The 18292-nt window shown below is 68.1% G+C and carries 16 protein-coding genes; 7 read left to right on the plus strand and 9 right to left on the minus strand.

Translation table 11 applies throughout. The features are described 5' to 3' along the window. Positions 1–23 precede the first annotated feature (23 nt). The 4 genes from AB0H42_RS28260 to AB0H42_RS28275 form a co-directional block, all read right to left on the minus strand. A complete protein-coding gene (locus tag AB0H42_RS28260; RefSeq protein WP_357061435.1) occupies positions 24–1283 on the minus strand; it encodes an amidohydrolase family protein in 1260 nt (419 codons plus the stop codon). A 331-nt stretch (positions 1284–1614) separates the two neighbouring features. After that, positions 1615–3042: a FadD3 family acyl-CoA ligase gene (locus tag AB0H42_RS28265; protein WP_357061438.1), complete on the minus strand. Its 1428-nt coding sequence runs from the start codon at positions 3040–3042 to the stop codon at positions 1615–1617. A 144-nt stretch (positions 3043–3186) separates the two neighbouring features. Further along, positions 3187–4383 (minus strand): amidohydrolase family protein, encoded by a 1197-nt coding sequence (locus tag AB0H42_RS28270; RefSeq protein WP_357061441.1) that lies wholly within the window; start codon positions 4381–4383, stop codon positions 3187–3189. Positions 4384–4418: 35 nt separating this feature from the next. Continuing rightward, positions 4419–6038 (minus strand): AMP-binding protein, encoded by a 1620-nt coding sequence (locus AB0H42_RS28275; RefSeq protein ID WP_357061443.1) that lies wholly within the window; start codon positions 6036–6038, stop codon positions 4419–4421. A gap of 109 nt (positions 6039–6147) precedes the next feature. Here AB0H42_RS28275 and AB0H42_RS28280 point away from each other — a divergent pair, with 109 nt between their 5' ends. After that, a complete protein-coding gene (locus AB0H42_RS28280; RefSeq protein WP_357061446.1) occupies positions 6148–6864 on the plus strand; it encodes an enoyl-CoA hydratase/isomerase family protein in 717 nt (238 codons plus the stop codon). 19 nt (positions 6865–6883) lie between these two features. Here AB0H42_RS28280 and AB0H42_RS28285 read toward each other — a convergent pair whose 3' ends face one another. Then, a complete protein-coding gene (locus tag AB0H42_RS28285) occupies positions 6884–7468 on the minus strand; it encodes a helix-turn-helix domain-containing protein (RefSeq protein ID WP_357061449.1) in 585 nt (194 codons plus the stop codon). Between the two features lie 355 nt (positions 7469–7823). Here AB0H42_RS28285 and AB0H42_RS28290 point away from each other — a divergent pair, with 355 nt between their 5' ends. The 3 genes from AB0H42_RS28290 to AB0H42_RS28300 all read left to right on the plus strand — a co-directional run bounded on the left by AB0H42_RS28290 (position 7824) and on the right by AB0H42_RS28300 (position 10590). Next, positions 7824–9092: a cytochrome P450 gene (locus AB0H42_RS28290; RefSeq protein WP_357061452.1), complete on the plus strand. Its 1269-nt coding sequence runs from the start codon at positions 7824–7826 to the stop codon at positions 9090–9092. A 63-nt stretch (positions 9093–9155) separates the two neighbouring features. Next, positions 9156–9992, plus strand: coding sequence for a mycofactocin-coupled SDR family oxidoreductase (locus tag AB0H42_RS28295; RefSeq protein ID WP_357061454.1), 837 nt, complete (start codon positions 9156–9158; stop codon positions 9990–9992). Positions 9993–10164: 172 nt separating this feature from the next. Next, complete coding sequence (locus AB0H42_RS28300) at positions 10165–10590, plus strand: hypothetical protein (protein ID WP_357061456.1); 426 nt, start codon at positions 10165–10167, stop codon at positions 10588–10590. A gap of 120 nt (positions 10591–10710) precedes the next feature. On the opposite strand, the gene AB0H42_RS28305 is transcribed toward AB0H42_RS28300, so the two are convergent. Together AB0H42_RS28305 and AB0H42_RS28310 are read right to left on the minus strand one after the other, a co-directional pair. Next, complete coding sequence (locus tag AB0H42_RS28305) at positions 10711–11607, minus strand: serine hydrolase (RefSeq protein ID WP_357061458.1); 897 nt, start codon at positions 11605–11607, stop codon at positions 10711–10713. Continuing rightward, complete coding sequence (locus AB0H42_RS28310; RefSeq protein ID WP_357061460.1) at positions 11604–12479, minus strand: LysR family transcriptional regulator; 876 nt, start codon at positions 12477–12479, stop codon at positions 11604–11606. The genes AB0H42_RS28305 and AB0H42_RS28310 overlap by 4 nt, the downstream gene beginning before the upstream one ends. 163 nt (positions 12480–12642) lie before the next feature. Between AB0H42_RS28310 and bla the strand changes: the two genes are divergently transcribed. After that, complete coding sequence (gene bla / locus AB0H42_RS28315; RefSeq protein ID WP_357061462.1) at positions 12643–13584, plus strand: class A beta-lactamase; 942 nt, start codon at positions 12643–12645, stop codon at positions 13582–13584. 298 nt (positions 13585–13882) lie between these two features. Here bla and AB0H42_RS28320 read toward each other — a convergent pair whose 3' ends face one another. Both AB0H42_RS28320 and AB0H42_RS28325 read right to left on the minus strand, forming a co-directional pair. Next, positions 13883–14527, minus strand: a complete 645-nt coding sequence (locus AB0H42_RS28320; protein WP_357061466.1) for a pentapeptide repeat-containing protein — start codon at positions 14525–14527, stop codon at positions 13883–13885. 70 nt (positions 14528–14597) lie between these two features. Further along, positions 14598–15512, minus strand: coding sequence for an LLM class flavin-dependent oxidoreductase (locus AB0H42_RS28325; RefSeq protein ID WP_357061469.1), 915 nt, complete (start codon positions 15510–15512; stop codon positions 14598–14600). A 283-nt stretch (positions 15513–15795) separates the two neighbouring features. Between AB0H42_RS28325 and AB0H42_RS28330 the strand changes: the two genes are divergently transcribed. Together AB0H42_RS28330 and AB0H42_RS28335 are read left to right on the plus strand one after the other, a co-directional pair. Then, on the plus strand, positions 15796–17403 hold the full coding sequence (locus AB0H42_RS28330) for an SMP-30/gluconolactonase/LRE family protein (protein WP_357061471.1): 1608 nt from the start codon (positions 15796–15798) through the stop codon (positions 17401–17403). Between the two features lie 7 nt (positions 17404–17410). Continuing rightward, entirely contained in the window at positions 17411–18256 is an 846-nt protein-coding gene (locus AB0H42_RS28335; protein WP_357061473.1) for an SDR family NAD(P)-dependent oxidoreductase, read from the plus strand. Positions 18257–18292: the final 36 nt, after the last annotated feature.

Raw genomic sequence — 18292 nt, forward strand, 5'->3', positions numbered from 1 at the left:
GAACGCCCGGCCCCGACCGGGGCTCAGCTCGCGTGCTTGGCCGCGAAGCGCTCCGCGTACTCGGCGCGGGTCGTGGTCGACAGGTCCACGTCGGTGGCCTTCGCGCGCAGCGCGCCGACCGTCGCCTGCTCGCGGGGGGTGTGTGCGAACGGGTCCCAGTTCAGGAAGCGGCAGGCGTTCTGCCAGGTGATCTTGTCGATATCGGAGTCGTCGGCGCCCGCCCGCTGGAGCTCGTCGAGCACGAATTCCGGGGCGCCCGGCCACAGCGAATCGGAATGTGGGTAGTCGCACTCCCACGCGATGTTGTCGATGCCGATCTCGTGCCGCAGTTTCAGTGAGGTCGGGTCCGTCACGTAGCAGGCGAGGACGTGCTCCCGGAACACCTCGCTGGGCATCTTGCCGCCGAAATCGCGGCGCAACCAGCGCTGGTTGGTGTAGTGCCGGTCGGAACGGTCCAGGAAGAACGGGATCCAGCCCACGCCGCCCTCGGACAGGGCGACCTTGAGTTTCGGGAAACTGCGGAAGGCCGGTCCCCACAGCAGATCCTGGGTGCCGATGAGCGAGATACTGGGCGCGAGGACCATGAGATTGTCGATCGGTGCGTCCGGTGCCAGCTTGAGGACGCCGAAGCCCTGTCCGATGTGCAGATTCATGACGGTGTCGTTATCGGTGAGTGCCTGGAACACCGGGGACCAGTAGTCGATGTCGTGGTAGCTGGGCAGGCCGTCGATATGCGGCAACTCCGGCATGGTCACCGAATGGCAGCCCTTGGCGGCGACGCGGTTGATCTCGTCGACGGCCAGTTGCGGCTCCCACAGCGGCAGGATGGCGATCGGGATGAAGCGGCCCGGGTAGGCGCCCGCCCACTCCTCGATATGCCAGTCGTTGTAGGCGGAGATCATCGCGACAGTGATCTCGTCCATGCCACCGCGGCTCAGATGCCCGGCGCTGAAACCGGTGAAGGTGGGAAAGCACATGGAGCCGAGGACGCCGTTGGCGTCCATATCGCGTACCCGGTCGTGGATGTCGTAGACGGCGGGCCGCATCTCGGCGTATCCGGCGGGGTCGTAACCCCATTCCTCGGCCGGCCAGGAGACGACCGCGTTGAGCCCGGTGACACCGGTGGGCCGGTCCCGGTAGATCCAGCGATCGATGCCCGAGTCGTCGACGACGACCTTGGGAACGTACTCGGCGTACTTCTTCGGCGCGTGGTTGTCGAACATATTGCGCGGCTCGACCACGTGGTCGTCGATGCTCACCAGAATCATGTCGTCGATATTCACCGGACTCCTCGCTGTTCGTGGTCGACGCCGGGCGCGGCCCGGACCAGGAGATCGAGCATCTCTTCAGATGAGAATCTCACTCTCGATTGTGTTCGACGATACACCGTGGGCGTTGTCCTGGTCGAGATCGTTCGCGGTTGGATCCCGCCGAAAACCCGGCCACCGTCGGGCATGCCGACGCGCCGGACTCCGCGGAGGAGCCCGGCGCACCCGCCGGGAGCTACTGCCTCGGGAACCGGGCCCGATCCACTACCGTGCGGGTCGGAGTGGCATCTCGCCGCACCGATTCCTCGGCCGGGCTATCGGTCGATCCGATGCCGCGCCGCTGATCTCAGCGCAGCTGATCCTTCACGACCTTTCCGGTGGCGTTGAGTGGTAGCTCGTCGAGGAAGACCACCGACCGCGGCACCTTGTATCCCGCCATGCGTTCCTTGGCCCAGGCGATGAGCTCCGCTGCGCCGAGTTGTCCGCGCGCCACCACGAACGCCTTGCCGACCTGACCCATCCGCTCGTCGGGGACACCGATCACCGCGGCCTGCGCGACCGCCGGATGTTCCAGCAGGAACCCTTCGATCTCGGCGGGATAGGCGTTGAACCCGCCGACAATGTACATATCCTTCTTCCGGCCGATCACCTTCAGCCGGCCGCCATCGTCCAAACTCCCCAGATCACCGGTGTGTAGCCAGCCGTCGGCATCGACGGCCGCGGCGGTGGCCTCCGGGTCGTCGAGGTAGCCCTGCATCACGCTGTAACCGCGGATGAGTACTTCGCCGTCGTCGGCGATGCGCAGTTCGATTCCGTCGCAGGCGCTACCCGCGGTGGTCGCGATCTGCTCGAAGGTGTCCCCGGGCCGGGAGGCGGTCGCCGTACCGGCTTCGGTGAGGCCGTAACCGGTCATGATCGACCGGAACGGTAGTTCCTCCCGGATCCGGCGGATCAGGTCGACCGGGATATCGGCCGCCCCGGTCACCGCTGCGCGCAGCGAGGAGATATCGCGCCTACCCCGGTACTCCAGCAGCGAGTGGTACAGCGTCGGCGGCCCGGGCAGCATGGTGATCCGTTCGGTCTCCACGAGTTCGATCACCCGGTCCACGTCGAAGACCGGCACCGGCAGCATGGTCGCGCCCCGGACCAGCGAGGACACGATGCCCGCCTTCAGCCCGAAGGTGTGGAAGAACGGGTTGACCATCAGATAGCGGTCGCCGCGGCGCAGATCGGCCAGATCGCACCATTCCGAGTACAACCGCAGCGTCTGCCGGTGGTTCATCATCACGCCCTTGGGGCGCCCGGTGGTCCCCGAGGTGTAGATGATGTCGGCGATATCGGTGCCCGCGACCTCGCGTTCGAAAGGTGTCCCGCCGGTGAGGAAATCGGACTTCAGGTCGTAGACCGGCACGCCCGGTGGTGCCGGATAGTCCGCGCCGAGAAAGCCCTTCTGCACCAGCAGCGCCCGGGCGCCGCTGCGGCGGATGACATCGGCGGCTTCCTCGGCTTTGAACCGGGTGTTGACCGGGACGAGTACACCGCCCGCGGTCATCACACCGAGGGCGGCGACGATCCATTCCGCCGAATTGGGCGCCCAGACGGCCACCCGGTCGCCCGTGCCGATCCCGGATTCGGCGAACGATCCCGCGGCCCGGCGGATCCGGTCCACCAGTTCGCGGTAACTCCACCGCAGTTCCCCGTCGACGACCGCTTCGGCATCGCCGAAACGATCCGCCGCCGACAGGGCCAGCCGGGGGATGGTTTCCCAGGTCATGCTGTGTCCTCGGGGTGTGTGCGAGGGCCCGGCGAGGCGACACTTCGCCGCCGCGTCGGGGCCGATCCGCTCATGCTGTGCTCCAGGGGTGCGAGCGCGGCCGTGCGAGGCGTCGCCCCGCGACCGCGTCCGGGCCCGACTCGCTCACACTTTGAGCAGCCGCGCCAGGTTGCCGCCCATGATGTCGGCCTGATTCTCCAGCGGCATGTCCTTGATCTCGTGGATGTAGCGCGCCGGCTCCGCCAGGCCCTCCGGATGCGGCCAGTCGGATCCGAAAAGCACATGGTCGGCGCCCATGACCTGCGACAACCGCTCGAGATCCTCTTCCCAGAACGGGCTCACGTAGAGGCTCTGTTTGATGGCCTCGATCGGATCGCGGAACCCGAAACCCTCTGGCGCCTTCTTGTAGACATCGGACAGCTGCTGCAGCAGCGGCTCGAGCCAGGCCGAACCGTTCTCGATCACCGCGATCTTCAGGTCGGGGAAGCGGTTCAGCGCACCGTGGCACACCCAGGACGCGACCGCGTCGGTGACCGGCCGCCACTGATTGGTCATCGCGAAGGTGTTGGTCTGGAACGGCAGCATCTCCAGGCTGTTGCCGTCCCATTCGGCGTCGAAACGGGAGTAACCGCTGTCCGAGGAATGCATGGTGACCAGCACATCGAGTTCGACCACCCGCTTCCAGAACGGATCGAACTCCGGCAGCGCGAACGAGCGCATGCCCTTGTATCCGGGGACCGGCGCCGGCCGCACCAGGATGGCCTTGGCGCCGTGTTCGACAACGGCCCAGTTCAATTCGGCGATGGCGCGTTCGACGATCGGCAGCGTGATCACCGGGACGGTGAAGATCCGGCCGGAGTGCACGAAGTTGCCGTCCTGGCCCCAGTCGTCGAGCATCCAGCGGTTCAAGGACTCGATCACCGCGTGAATGAGTTCGGGGTGATGGCGCATACGTTCCTCGACCAGGCTGGCCAGGGTCGGGAACATCAGGGCGCGCTGCAGCTGCAGGTCGTCCATGACCTTCAGCCGGGCTTCCGGATTGCGGAAGGCGTCGATCGCCTTCATCGACTTGCCGAAGATCTCGCGCCGGCTCTTGCCCTCGGGGTTGCCATGCTTGAAGTACTGCTCCATGGCGCCGGGGCGTGCCACGACCTCGAAAGTGGGGTTGGGGATGTACTCGCTGATCTGGCCGAGGACCGCGATCTTGGTGCGGCCGTTGATCTCGACGTACTGGATGGCGCCCTCGTACTCCTTGGGGAGATGCCGGGTGAGCGCTTCCTTGGTCTCGTAGAGATGGTTGTCCGCGTCGAAAAGCTGGTACGGCAGCTCGACTTTGCTCATGGAATCCTCCTTGGCTTTTTACGAGAATCGTATTCTCAGAATCGTTCGGTCGCAACGGCCTCATCACGCGCTGCGGTCAGCTCCCGCCGGATGACGAACTTCTGGATCTTTCCGCTGGGGGTCCGCGGGAAGTCGGCGACGATATGCAGTTCCTCGGGCCACTTCTGCTTGGCCAGGCCCGCCCGGGCGAAATGCGTGCGCAGTGTCTCGATATCGGGCGCCCGGTGGCCGGGCAGGCAGCGCACCACCGCGGCGGTGCGTTCGCCCAGGCGCGGGTCCGGCACGGCGACCGCGACACCCTCCGCCACGCCCGGCAAGGTGAGCAGCACCTCCTCGACCTCGAGCGCGCTCACGTTCTCGCCGCCGCGGATGATGATGTCGGACAGGCGATCGGTGATGGTGAGGTAGCCGTCGGCGTCCACGGTGCCGATATCGCCGGTGTGGTACCAGCCGTCGGCGTCGAAGGCGCGGGCGGTGAGTTCGGGGTCGGTGTAGCCCAGGCACAGATCGGGGCCGCGGCTGATGATCTCGCCGTCGTCGCCGAGCCGGAATTCCACGCCCGGGAGCGCGTTGCCATCGGTGAACAGGCGTTTGTCCGCGGGCGCGGTGGCCAGAGAGCCGGTGATCGACGGATGTTCGGTACTGCCGTAGGAGCGGAACACGGTGATACCGAGTTGTTCGAGCCGGGTGCTCACCGCCGCCGGTACGGCCGCGCCACCGAGGCCGGCGTAGCGCAACTGCGCGAGATGCGCGGGCCGGTAGCCGGGGTGGTCGAGCAGGCTGGTGACGAAGTAGCTCACGCCGCCGCCGACGCAGATGTTCTCGCTCGCCATCAGATCGAGCACCCAGCCCGGGTCCCAGAGGTCGAGCAGGTGGATGGGCGCGCCGTCGAGGACCGGGATGAGCAGGGCATTGAGCATGCCGATGAAATGTCCGACCGGTGCCGAGGTGAGCTGGTCGCCGCGATCGGCCGGATACATCCCGGCCAGCTGCCGCACCTCGTAACCCAGGGTGTTGTGGCTGTGCACCACGCCCTTCGGCGCCCGGGTGGTGCCCGAGGTGAAGGCGATACATGCGGGACCGTCCGGGTCGGTGCGCAGTGCGCCGTTCATCGGTTCCGGTTCGAGCAACTCGTCGAAATCCCGGTCCACCACGCCCACCACCGGTACCGCGGCGCACAGACCGGGGTCGAATTCGTGGTGCCCGAAACGTTCGCAGGTGATGAACACCTTCGGCGAGACCGCTGCCAGGATGTAGCCGAGTTCCCGACGTCCGTAGAAGTGCGCGATCGGCACCACGGTGGTGCCGAGGAGGGCCGAGGCCCAGTAGGTGGCGGCCGCCTCCATCCAGTTCGGCAACTGGAAGGCGACGATATCCCCGGGACCCACGCCACGGCGGCGCAGTCCGGCGGCGAGGCGTCGCGCGACCCGCTCGACCTCGGTGAAGGTGCCGGACCAGGGCCGGACCCGGGAGTGCACCCGGAAGGTCGCGCCGGGTGCCGCCGCCAGGCCGCGGGCCAGGATCTCGCCGAGTGTCTCGTCGGTCCACCAGCCCGCCTCGCGATAGCGAAGGGCCAGTTCGGGGGGAACTCTGCGGAGGGGCGGTTCGGGCCCGGAGGCGGTAGCGGAGCGTAACCACGGAGGGCCCTCGCTCATGCGCCATGGATGCTGCATATCGAACTCCCGATCCGATCGCCGGAAACCAGCCGGAAAGTATATGGTTCTCTATGTAAGAGAATCATATTTCCGTCGAGGAGAACAAGTCGTGATCGAGCTCGAACTGGCGGACGGTCTGGCCGTCATCACCATCAACCGGCCGCACGCGCGCAACGCCATCGCCTTGGACACGATGGACGAACTCGGCAAGGCGATCGACGGCGCGGCCGGCGCCCGGGCTCTGGTGATCACCGGGGCCGGGGACCGGGCGTTCGTCTCCGGCGGAGATCTGAAGGAACTGGCCGCGCTGCGCACAGTGGCGCAGGCGGCCGCCATGGCGAACCGGATGCGGGAGGTCTGCGACAGGCTCGAGCGCTTCCCGGGGCCGGTGATCGCGGCGCTGAACGGGCATGCGCTGGGTGGCGGCGCCGAAGTCGCTGTCGCGGCCGATATCCGGATCGCCGCGGACGATATCGAGATCGGTTTCAATCAGGTGGCACTGGCGATCATGCCGGCCTGGGGCGGCGCGGAACGATTGTCGCGGCTGATCGGCCGGAGTCGCGCGCTACTACTGACGGGCTCGGGTGAGATCCTGTCCGCTCCTGACGCCGAACGGCTCGGCCTGGTCGACCGGGTGCTACCGCGCGCCGACTTCGACGCGGGCTGGCGCGCGCTGGCCCGGGCCCTGGCCAACCCCTCCGCGGGGGCGATCAAACGAGTCGTCGACGGCGCGAGCCCGCAGGAGGCGGTGGCGGCCTTCACCGAACTCTGGGTGGCCGACGCGCACTGGGCGGCGGCCGACCGGGTGATGAACCGCGGGAAATGAGGCCCGGATGAGCCATCGGCTACGCCCCGTCCTCGAGGAAACCGATCTCGCGTTCGGCGAACGCGAAGGTTTCGGCGTGTCCCGCCGTCATCCCCAGAGCCTGTTCCAGCACGACCATTCGCGCCGCGCTCGTCATCAGTACCGAGAGCACATCGGCGGGAAATCGGCCGGTGTCCACGCCGTAGCCGTTGAGCAGCCGGGCCAGCGCCTCGGTCTGTGCCGCGCGGAACTGCTCGGAATAGCGCACCACCTCGGCGCGGATCGCCGGTTTGTGATTGGCCAGGCCGACGAACTCCATGGTGAACCGGGCGGCGGTGGTATCGGTACTGAACTCCCACAGCGCGTGCAGCGGCCGGTCGGATTTCAGTACCTGCGCGAGCGTCTCCAGGCCCTGTTCGGCGCGGCGCCGGAACACCGCCAGGAACAGGTCGTCCATCGACCGGAAGTAGTAGTGCACCAATTGGGGTTTGAGACCGGCGTGTTCGGCGAGTCGTCGCGAGGTCACCGCGGCCCAGCCCTGTTCCAGCATCAGCTGTTCCGCCGCGTCCATCAGGACGCCGCGGTTCTTGGCCTCGGGTGCGCCGAGCCGGCGGGGTGATGACATGTTCAGGCCTCCTCTGGGCTTTCCGTATTACCACGCCGGTCGCGAGATCACCGGCGATCGTATCCCGCGGGTGACGACTGTTGACGCGCTCCCTCTGCTCATGCTAAGCATGTGCTCAGCATCACATCTGAGCGATCGCTCAGCAGGCGTCCCGGATCGGTACCGGGATACGGCCGCGGCCTCGGATGGAGTGTGTGACGGCGCGAGGAGGCGGCTGTGGGCGAACCCGGAGCGGCAGCGCGCGCCGAAAACGGCATCCCGCGGCGACAGTCCGAGAGGGCCGCGGAGCAACCGAGCCGTATCAACCGGTGATCCACGGTTGGCGACAAGAGTCTGTTTATATCAGGAGGTTCCCGTGACCGATTTCGATACGGTCGACTACTTCACCGATCCCGCGCTGGTGCCCGACCCGCATCCGTACTACGACCATCTGCGCGCCAAATGCCCGGTGACCCGGGAACCCAACTACGGTGTCTGGGCGGTCACCGGCTACGAGGAAGCCATCGACGTCCTCCGTGATTCCGACACCTTCTCCTCGTGCATCGCCGTCGGCGGTCCCTTCCCGCCGCTGCCCTTCACCCCCGAGGGTGACGACATCACCGGCCAGATCGCCGCACACCGCGAACAACTCCCGATGCACGAGCACATGGTCACCATGGATCCGCCCGACCACACCGCCGCCCGCTCGCTGCTCAACAAACTGCTCGTTCCCTCCCGGCTGAAGGAGAACGAGGAGTTCATGTGGAAACTCGCCGACAAACAACTCGACGAATTCATCGACGACGGCAGCTGCGAATTCCTCTCCGCCTACGCCAAGGTCTTCACGCTGCTCGTGATCGCCGACCTGCTGGGGGTGCCGGAGGAGTATCACGAGGAACTGCGCATCAACCTGGCCGGCGGACCCACGGTGGGTTCGATCGACAAGGAGATCGTGCCGGTCAATCCGCTGGAATGGCTGGACAACCTGTTCAGTGATCTCATCTCCGACCGGCGCTCGCACCCGCGCGACGATGTGCTGACCTCGCTGGCCCAGGCGAAATATCCCGACGGATCGACGCCCGAGGTGATCGAGGTGGTGCGCACCGCGACATTCCTCTTCGGCGCCGGTCAAGAAACTACCGCCAAACTGCTCGGCAGCGCCATGCAGTTCATGGCCACCCGCCCCGATCTGCAGGATGCGTTGCGCGCCGACCGCAGCCGTATCCCGGTGTTCATCGAGGAGACGCTGCGGATGCAGGCACCGGTGAAGAGCGGTTTCCGGCTGGCGAAGAAACCGGTGGAGATCGGCGACGTCCCGCTGGAAGCGGGTTCGCTGGTGATGGTCTGCCCGGGCGCCGCCAATCGCGACCCGCGGCGGTTCACCAACCCGCACGAATTCGATCTCGACCGTCCGAATTTTCGGGAGCACATGGCTTTCGGCCGGGGCGTGCACACCTGCCCGGGCAGTCCGCTGGCCCGCGTCGAGGGCCGGGTCTCGCTGGAACGGATCCTGGACCGGATGCTCGATATCCGGATCGACCCGGAGAAGCACGGCTCCCTCGACAACCCGACCTTCAACTTCGAGCCGACGTTCATCCTGCGCGGCCTGACCGACCTGCACATCACCTACACCCCGAAGTCCTGAAAAGCCGCTTCGGCAACACAATCCGGCCGGCCACCGCGGCCGGAACGAGGAAAAGAGGAAGTCATGACCGGACGGGTCGAGGGCAAGGTCGCCTTCATCACCGGCGCGGCCCGCGGCCAGGGCCGCAGCCACGCGGTGCGGCTGGCCGAAGAGGGCGCCGACATCATCGCCATCGATATCTGTAAACCGATCGACACCGTCGAGATCCCGCTGGCCACACCGGACGATCTCGTCGAAACCGAGGAGCTGGTCAAGGCCACCGGTCGCAGGGTCGTCACCGCCGAGGTCGACGTGCGTGATTCGGCGGCCCTGAAAGCCGCGCTCACCGAGGCGGTCGGCACGCTGGGCAGGCTCGACATCATCGTCGCCAACGCCGGTATCGCCAGCGGCGGCGATACGCTGGCCGAGACCGACGAAGAGGTCTGGCAGGACATGATCGACGTCAACCTCAGCGGTGTGTGGAAATCGGTGAAGGCCGGTGTCCCGCATATCCTGGAAGGCGGCCGCGGCGGTTCGATCGTCCTCACCAGCTCGGTCGGTGGTCTCAAGGCCTACCCGCAGACCGGGCACTACGTCTCCGCCAAACACGGTGTGGTCGGCCTGATGCGGGCCTTCGCGGTGGAACTCGGACAGCACAATATCCGGGTCAACTCGGTGCACCCGACGCACGTGAGCACCGCGATGATCATGAACGAGAAGACCTTCAAGATGTTCCGCCCGGATCTGGAGAACCCGACCGCCGATGATATGGCGCCGATCTGCCAGCTGTTCCACACCCTGCCGGTGCCGTGGGTGGATCCGATCGATATCAGCAACGCGGTGCTGTACCTGTCCTCCGACGAAGCCCGCTATCTCACGGGCGTGACACTGCCCGTGGACTGCGGGTCGATGCTCAAATAGCCCACAGGCTCGAGCGGTTGCGGCCCGGACGTGCCATCGTCCGGGCCGGGCGCCGGCCGGCCGGGCTGTCGCCGGAAGGAAGGGACCGGCGGTCGTTCCGCCGGTTCCGAGCGCTCTCGAGTGCTCCCGATATGCCGGTCACCGGCCCGGCGATATGCCATGATCGGCTGCCATGCGTGCCAAACGAATCGGCCGATGGGCGGTCGTGGCGGGAGTGCTGGCGGTCGCGGCAGGATGCGGTGCGGCCGAGCCGACGCCGGTTTCCCCGCAACTGGGTACCGAGTTCACGCTGGCGCCCGGTGAAACGGCCCGACTGGACGGCACCCGGCTGACGGTCATGTTCGGCGAGGTGCCCGCCGACAGTCGGTGCCCGGACGGGGCCGCGTGTGTCTGGGAGGGCGACGCGACGGTGGTCACCGAAGTGACCGTCGGCGACCAACGTTCGCGGCACGAACTGCACACGAGTCCCCGATTCGCCACCGAGGCGGCTGTGGGTGGCTACCGGATCGAACTGGTGACGCTACGGCCGTTCCGACCGGCGAGCGGGACGGTTCCCGGCGGTGACTATCGCGTGGACCTGCTGGTCACCGGGCAATGACCGCGCGCGGGGCCGATCGCAGCCGACCGGCTCCCGAGCACATCCTGCCGCAGAGTTTCCCGTCCTCCGGTTCCGCACCGGCCACCGGACGCGGGAGGCCGGGCAGGATCCGCCGCGCGTTCACTCGGTGGGCAGCGCCCGGCGCAACTCGGTCACCGCGATCCGCGCGGCCTCGGCGATCGCCGCGTCCACGGCCGGGAGCGCGGGGTCGGCGCGGGCGGCCCGGGTGAAAACGGCCACCGCGACCGGGTGTTCGCCCGGGAACTCCACCACGGCGACCTCGTTGCGGATGATGCCGATCGTGCCCGTCTTCCCGGCCACCGCCACCCCGCGATGCGGGAAACCGGCCGCGATCCGGTGCGGCCAGACCTGGCGGCGCATGACCGCACGGGCGAAATCGGTTTGCTCGCCCGACAGCACCTCCCCGCGCCAGAGCGCGGCCAGCAGCCGGGTCATCTCCTCCGGCGTGGTCGCGCTCGTATACGCGGGATCGTAGGCGGAGACCGTCCAGGCCTCGTCGTTGTCGGCCAGGGCGGTGAACGCCTCGGCCGTACTGTGGGTGTCGGTATCGCGCACCAGGCTGCGCTGGATATCGGCGGTGCCGCCGACCAGCCGGGTCAGCACCAATCCCAGCGATTCCAGCAGCTCGTGTATCGCGGCCAGCCCGATCTCGCCGAGCAGCAGATCCGCGGCCGCGTTGTCGGAGACGGTCATCATGGAGGTCGCCAGATCGCGCCGGCTCATGGTGACCGGATCGTGCAGGGCGGAGATCCCGGTGGGGCCGGGTGTGCATTCCGACGGAGTGAGGGTGAGCCGCGTCAGCGGGTCCAGGTGACCGGCGTCCACGGCGCGGCAGTACGCGAGCAGCAGGGGGAGTTTGTACACGGACGCGGTGACCACCCGTTCGGTCCCGCCGATGGAGACCTCCGCGGCGCTGCCGTCGCAGCGGCGGGCGTGCAGCCGTCCGGTGCAGCCGGCATCGGCGAACACCGCCCGGATCCGCTCGGCCGTGGTCATCGCAGGCGCTCCCGGTAGAGCACCCGGTCGACCGCGTTCGCCTGGTCCTCCGCACCGGCCCGGTGTATCACCCGGCAGCGCAACGCCACCGCCTGCGGGGCCATCCGCAGCCAGGAGACACCCGGGATATCGGAGGGCGGTGTGGTGGTCAGTCCGAAACTCGCGCCCGCGGCGACCGCGGCGAGCACCGCACGGTCGTGGTGGACCGTGACCGTCTGCGCGTCCAGGCCGCGTTCACGCAAGAGGTCGCGGACGGTATCGGAGGCCGGGGGATTCGCGGCACGCGGATATGCGGCGTGGGTCAGATCGGCCAGCATGGGGAAGGTGGGACGCTCGGTGGCCGCGGCGCGATGGTCGGCCGGTACGACGATCCAGCGCGGAAGTTTCACCACCGACCGGGCCTCCACCCCGTCCACCAGCGCGGGATGCTCTATCACCGCCAGATCGCACAGCCCGGACCGCACGGCCGCCACCAGATCCACCGTCGTACCCGTATCGGTGGAAACCGCTTCGCCGGTGGTGTTTCCGGTCCGCAGCGCGGTGACGCAGGCGGTGACGATCCGGTCGGGCAGAGCGGAGGTGGCGCCCCAGTGCACTGTGCCGCGGGTGCGGGCTATCCGCTGTGCTTCGGCGAGCAGTCTTTCGGCGTCGTCGACCAGCAACCGGGCCCGGGGTAGCAATTGCCGGCCGGCCGCCGTGAGCACCGCCCCCTGCCGGGTGCGGTGCACCAACTCGACGCCCAACCGGTTCTCCAGCCGCCGCAAGCCCTGGGAGAGCGGCGGCTGCGTCATATCCAGTACGGTGGCGGCCCGCCCGAAATGGCCTTCGTCGGCGATCGCGACGAAATAGCCGAGGTGTCGGATCAGGTCCATAGCGATATTGAACCAGCGGCCCGGAGAACCGCTTCCGAACTGCGGATTCCTGGGCCGTTTCGAGCAATGAAACCAGGCTCCACCTGCATACATATCAAATGCGACTGGTATGCGGGAGTGTCGGATATTGGCGGCCGCCGATCGGCCGGTGTCTGCTGCGGGGGTGAAACCGAACCGATCCGCATACCGAATCCCGGCGAGTCGGCGATCACTGGCCCTCGTCCTGACCGCGGTCGCACTGTCCGCCGCCTGCGGGGGTGCCGATACCGGCACACCGGCCGCTCCCCCCACGGTCGAGCAGAAGACCGTGGACCTGAGCAATACGCTGATGACGCTGCAGGCGAAATACAATGTGCTCTTCGGGATCGCCGCGGTCGATACCCGGGGTGGGCGGACCTTCGAGTGGAACGCCGACGATCGATTCGCGATGTGCTCCACCTTCAAGGTGTACGCGGTGGCCGCGATTCTGCGGCTCGCCGAGCGCGAGGAGCTGGACCTCAATGACAAGGTGCCGATAACCCGGCAGGACATCGTGATGAGCTCGCCGGTCGTCAGCGATCACGTCGGCGAGCTCATGAGCTATTACGAGCTGAGCCGGGCCGCGCTGGTGCGCAGCGACAATACGGCGGCGAATCTGCTGCTGCGCCGGCTCGGCGGGCCCGGCGCCGTTACCGAATACGCGCGGTCGATCAACGACCCGCAGACCCGGTTGGATCGGTGGGAGCCGGAGCTCAACGAGGCGCGCGCCGGCGATCCCCGCGACACCAGCACCGCGTCCGCGCTCGCCGCCGGCTACCGCAAGCTGATCCTCGGTGACGGCCTGAGCACCGAGTATCGGCGCATGCTCACCAGCTGGATGCGGTCGAGCGTCACCTCACGCCAGCGCCTGCGCGCGGGTCTTCCGGTCGGCTGGGTGGCGGCGGACAAGACCGGTAGCGGCGCCTACGGCACGGCCAACGACGCCGGTGTGGTGTGGAGCCCCACCGGCAGCTCACTGGTGCTGGTCGTCTTCAGCCGGTCCACCACGGGGTATCCGATGGCCGCGGGCGCCGATGCCGCGGTCGCCGACGCGGCGGCCGCGGTGCTGGGCACCATGTCGCAGTGAGCTCGGCCCCCGATATCCGGGTGCCCGGATCAGCGCTCAGCCGGGTCTCCAGGGAATACGACGCCAGGTACTGGTGATCGTCACCCGGTCGGCCCCTCCCGAGGCTGCCACCACCATGGCTGTCGCGTCGAGGACGGCCTGGTCGTTCGGTACGGCCCAGGATCGTGCCTGGCGGCCGAAGTCGTGGTCCGGACCGTGCTTCGCACGCGCTCATCCAGGACAGCGGTCTCACCGACGCGGAAATCGCCGCGACCGTGGCCCGCGCCGTCACCCGCGCGCCGCGCTGACGGTGGCCGTTCTACTCCGGTTGGACGAGGAGTCCGACGGACGCGGCGAATGCCGGGGCGAGGTCGAGCAATTGGTCCGGGGTGACGATCGCACCACGCAGGGCGGTGACCCCCTCGGCGACCCGCAGTGCCTCCGCCCCGCGGAAATCCACTTTCGTCAAACGCGCGTCACGGACCATCAGTGCCGAGATCTCCGACCCCGCGAAGCCGACCTCGTTCAGTGTCGCGCCGCCGAAATCGACATGCCGCAGCACACAGTCGACGAACCGGACCTTCGTCAGGGCCGCGCCCCGGAAATTGACCGAATCGAGTTTGCAGTTGTGGAACTCCACCCGGCGCAGTTCGGTGCCGCTCGCCTCGACGCCGGACCAGGCGCCCTCCACGACCTCCGCATCCATCCAGGCCGCGTCCGCCAGATCGGTGCCGGTGATCCGCACCCCGTGCCACCAGGCCTCGGTGAACCTTGCGCCGCGCAGCGAACCTCCGTCCACCTGCACCGACCGGAAGGTGCACTGGTCGAACACGGTGTGCGCGGCGTCCGGCGCGGTCAGGACGGCGTCGTCGAAGCGGAGGCAGTCGTATTCACCCTCCCTCGCTATCGCACCGGCCGGTTCCAGCAGGTTCGCGAACGGCAGGTCGGTCAGTTCCCGCGGCATGGCACCCTCACGAGATCGCAATAGACGAACGCGGTGGACTTCCGAGACGCTACACCTGCGGGCGGCGCCCTCAGCGCCGTGCCGCGGTCACCGCCGGCGCGTGATCGGGTCGTGCCGAGGCGAAATGGCCGCGCAGTGTGGTCGATTCGTATTCGTCGCGGTACAGCCCCCGGGCGCGCAGCAGCGGGATCACCTCGTCGGCGATCACCGCCAGGCTGTCGAGCAGTACATCGGGCTGCAGAGTGAAACCGTCGCAGGCGTATTCGCGGTACCACTGCTCGATCCGGTCGGCCAGTTGCTCGGGGGTGCCGACGAAACCGCCGTGCCCGGACCCGGAGTAGCGGGTCTGGCGCAGATACTCGCGCATGGTGGGCCGGGTCTGGCGGATCTGTTCGAGAATGGATTCGCGGAAGCCGATACTGCCGGTGAACAGTTCCGGGTCGGCCGGTCCGCGCAGCACCTCGTCCGGGAACGGTTCGTCCAGGTCCAGGGTGCTCACATCGACACCGATGGCATGGGGCAGCCAGGCGGCCGCGTACACGCTCGGGCTCGTCTCGTACAGTTCGTCGACCCGTCGCCGCGCCTCCTCCTCGGTGGAACCGAGGGTCAGCAGCAGACCGGGCATGATGGCGACCGCGCCGGGGTCGCGTCCGGCCCGCACCGCGCCGTCCTTCACCGTCCCTGCGCACGCGGCGGCTCTTCGGATCGCGTTGTGCGCGGGCCGCCGGGCCACGCTCGGGGGCGTTGTCCCGGGGCCGACCTTCCGCGACAACGACGCCAGGCGCCGCCGCGAACACTGCGCCGCGGCCCCCGGTGCCGGCTCCGTCGCCCCGATTCGGGCGGACGACTCGGTGGGAGCGGCTCTCGCCGAGCGGCCGGTGTGCGACGGCTTCCGTGGGTCCCGCGGCACGGCCGTGCGCGGGCGCGGGCTGTTGTACGAGGCGGCCCGCCGACGGCATCCGGACGGACGTTGCCGGAGCCGCACTGCCCCGCCCGGCCTGTTCGGCCGGGCGAGGGCCGGTATTGCCGGACCTGCCCATTTCCTTATCAGAGAATGATATTCTCATATGCGAGGGAGTGAGCTCTCGGCTGCGGAGTTCGAGGCGCGGGAAGGGGGCGATCGACCTTGTCCTCGACCGTTCGAATCCATCCTTATAAAGATTGCAATACTTATTGCGCTTGTCCGGATGGGGCGTTAAATTCCTTACAAGTCCTCGACATCGAGGCGGAACAGCGCTATCGGCCGGGTCGGTTGGGAGTCAGTCGGAATGTTGCAGCAAGAGGCTCGCTTTCGGGGCGGCCGGTCGATCGGGCTCGCGGCGGGATGGCAGCAGCGGCGCGTCACGGCGCCGAGCCGGCTGTTCGGAGCCAACGGGCTGCGCACCGGTCCCGACGGCCGGATCTATATCGCGCAGGTCACCGGTAGTCAGATCAGCGCGCTCGATATCGATACCGGCGCAATCGAAACCATCAGCGCCAAAGGCGGCGATATCGTCGCGCCCGACGACTGTGCCTTCCATCCGGACGGCACCCTCTACGCCACCGAGGTGATGGACGGCCGGGTCAGTGCCCGGCACACCGACGGCACCACCCGGCTGCTGCGCGCGGATCTGCCCAGTGCCAACGGCATCACCGTCCATCAGGGCAGATTGTTCGTCAACGAATGCCGGCCGGGTGGCAGGTTGATGGAACTCCCGCTCGACGGCGGCGCCCCGCGCATCCTGCTGGAGAACATCGAACAGCCCAATGCGATGGAGGTCGGCCCCGACGGGTTGCTCTATTACCCCGTGATGGGCACCAACGAGATCTGGCGCATCCACCCCGACGGCGGTGCACCCGAACGCGTCGCGGGCGATCTCGGGGTACCCGACTCGGTGAAGTTCGACCCGGACGGTTTCATCGTCTCCACCCAGGTGGCGTCGGGTCAGGTCCTGCGGATCAACCCGCGCAACGGGGAGAAAACCCTGCTGGCCCAGCTCAACCCCGGCCTGGACAATTGCACACTGGTGAACGGACGCCTGTTCGTCTCCAACTTCACCGGTGAGATCACCGAGATCCTCGCCGGTGGGGAAACCCGGACCACGCTGCCCGGCGGACTGAACTGGCCGCTGGATCTGACGGTGGGCCCCGACGGCACCCTCTTCGTCGCCGACGGCACCTACTTCTATGCCGTCGGCGCGGACGGACTGGAAACCCAGGGCATGCTGTTCAGCCCGGGCTACCCCGGCTTCACGCGCGGGGTGACCGCCACCGGGCCCGGGGAATTCGTCGTCGCCACCGCGGGTGGGCAGATCGCCCGCTGGCGGCCGGGTACCGGGGAGTGCGAATTCCTGGCCGGTACGGAAGCTCCGTTCGATCAGCTCTACGGCGTCGAGGTCGGTCCCGGCGGGATCATCGTGACCACCGAGTTCGGCACCGGGCGGGTACTGGGGGTGAACAGCGGGGGCAGCGTCGATGTGCTCGCGTCGGGGCTGCGGAAACCGCTCGGCGTCGCGTTCACCGCCGGCGGCACCCTGCTGGTGGCCGAATCCGGTGCGGGCCGGGTCGTCTCGGTCACCCCGGCCGGGGTGGACACGGTCGTCGACGGCCTCGACACTCCGCAGGGCATTCTGGTGCGCGGTTCGCAACTGCTGGTCGTCGACTCCGGGGCCAAGAGTCTGGTCTCCGTCGACCTGGAGACGAAGGCGCGCGAGGTCCTGGCCTGGAACCTGCCGGTCGGCGCACCGCCGGGCGTGACCCCGAAACCGCTGCTCGGTATGCCGCCGTTCTCGGGGCCGCAGGGTCCGTTCGCCGGCATCACCGCCGCCGCCGACGGCACCGTCTATATCGCCGCCGATGCCGAGGGCAGTGTGCTCGCGTTCCGGAAGGACGGGTGAGGAATCCATGACGAACGACTTCTTCGGGCTCCACGGACGCGTGGTGATCGTGTCCGGCGCGGGCGGCGGCGGTATCGGTACGGCGGTGACCAGGCTGGTTGCCCGGGCCGGCGCCACCGTGCTGGGGGTTGGCCGGGGCGCCGAGAATCTCGCGAAGCACGTGGAACCCCTGGCGGGGGAGGGCCTGAGGGTGATTCCGGTGCAGGCCGACGCCGCCACCGACGAAGGAGTCGCCACCGTTCTGGAAGCGGCCCGGCAGGCCGAGGGGGAGCTCTACGGCCTGGTGAACATCGCCGGGGGCGCCGCGCCCGCCACCTGGATGCCCGCCACCCGGGTGACGCGGGAGGACTGGCGGGCGCTGTTCCACCAGAATCTCGAATCCATGTTCTTCATGAGCCAGGCCGTGGCCGCGGAGATCCAGCGAGAGGGCCGGCCGGGGTCGATCGTCTCGCTGTCGTCCATCAGCGGGTTGAACACCGCCCCATTCCATATCGCCTACGGCACCGCGAAAGCCGCACTGGTGGCGGCGACCCGGACGCTGGCGGTCGAGCTGGCGCTCGGCGATATCCGGGTGAACGCGATCGCGCCCGGCGTCACCGAGACCCCGGCATCGGGCACCTACGTGGACGAGGACCCCGAACGCGACCGGACGGCCATCGCCATGGGACGCCGCGGCCGGCCCGAGGAACAGGCCGGCGCGGTGCTGTTCCTGCTCTCGCGGCTGTCGTCCTATATCACCGGCCAGACGCTGCTGGTGGACGGCGGACTGAACCTGAAATGGACCCATCTCGGCGCCGACAACACCTCCCTGTTCCTGAAGGACGAGGGATTCCGCGCCGCGATCACCAGCTGAACCACCGATATGCACTGCACCGACACCGACTGTCCC

The organism is Nocardia sp. NPDC050799 (genome assembly GCF_040654015.1).
Taxonomy (GTDB): Bacteria; Actinomycetota; Actinomycetes; order Mycobacteriales; family Mycobacteriaceae; genus Nocardia.

Bases quoted from the DNA above. Each gene is read 5' to 3' on its own strand.
- AB0H42_RS28265 (WP_357061438.1), bottom strand. From the start codon at position 3,042: ATGACCTGGGAAACCATCCCCCGGCTGGCCCTGTCGGCGGCGGATCGT.
- AB0H42_RS28275 (WP_357061443.1), bottom strand. From the start codon at position 6,038: ATGAGCGAGGGCCCTCCGTGGTTACGCTCCGCTACCGCCTCCGGGCCC.
- AB0H42_RS28330 (WP_357061471.1), top strand. From the start codon at position 15,796: ATGTTGCAGCAAGAGGCTCGCTTTCGGGGCGGCCGGTCGATCGGGCTC.
- AB0H42_RS28285 (WP_357061449.1), bottom strand. From the start codon at position 7,468: ATGTCATCACCCCGCCGGCTCGGCGCACCCGAGGCCAAGAACCGCGGC.
- AB0H42_RS28305 (WP_357061458.1), bottom strand. From the start codon at position 11,607: ATGACCACGGCCGAGCGGATCCGGGCGGTGTTCGCCGATGCCGGCTGC.
- AB0H42_RS28335 (WP_357061473.1), top strand. From the start codon at position 17,411: ATGACGAACGACTTCTTCGGGCTCCACGGACGCGTGGTGATCGTGTCC.
- AB0H42_RS28295 (WP_357061454.1), top strand. From the start codon at position 9,156: ATGACCGGACGGGTCGAGGGCAAGGTCGCCTTCATCACCGGCGCGGCC.
- AB0H42_RS28300 (WP_357061456.1), top strand. From the start codon at position 10,165: ATGCGTGCCAAACGAATCGGCCGATGGGCGGTCGTGGCGGGAGTGCTG.
- AB0H42_RS28270 (WP_357061441.1), bottom strand. From the start codon at position 4,383: ATGAGCAAAGTCGAGCTGCCGTACCAGCTTTTCGACGCGGACAACCAT.
- AB0H42_RS28320 (WP_357061466.1), bottom strand. From the start codon at position 14,527: ATGCCGCGGGAACTGACCGACCTGCCGTTCGCGAACCTGCTGGAACCG.
- AB0H42_RS28310 (WP_357061460.1), bottom strand. From the start codon at position 12,479: ATGGACCTGATCCGACACCTCGGCTATTTCGTCGCGATCGCCGACGAA.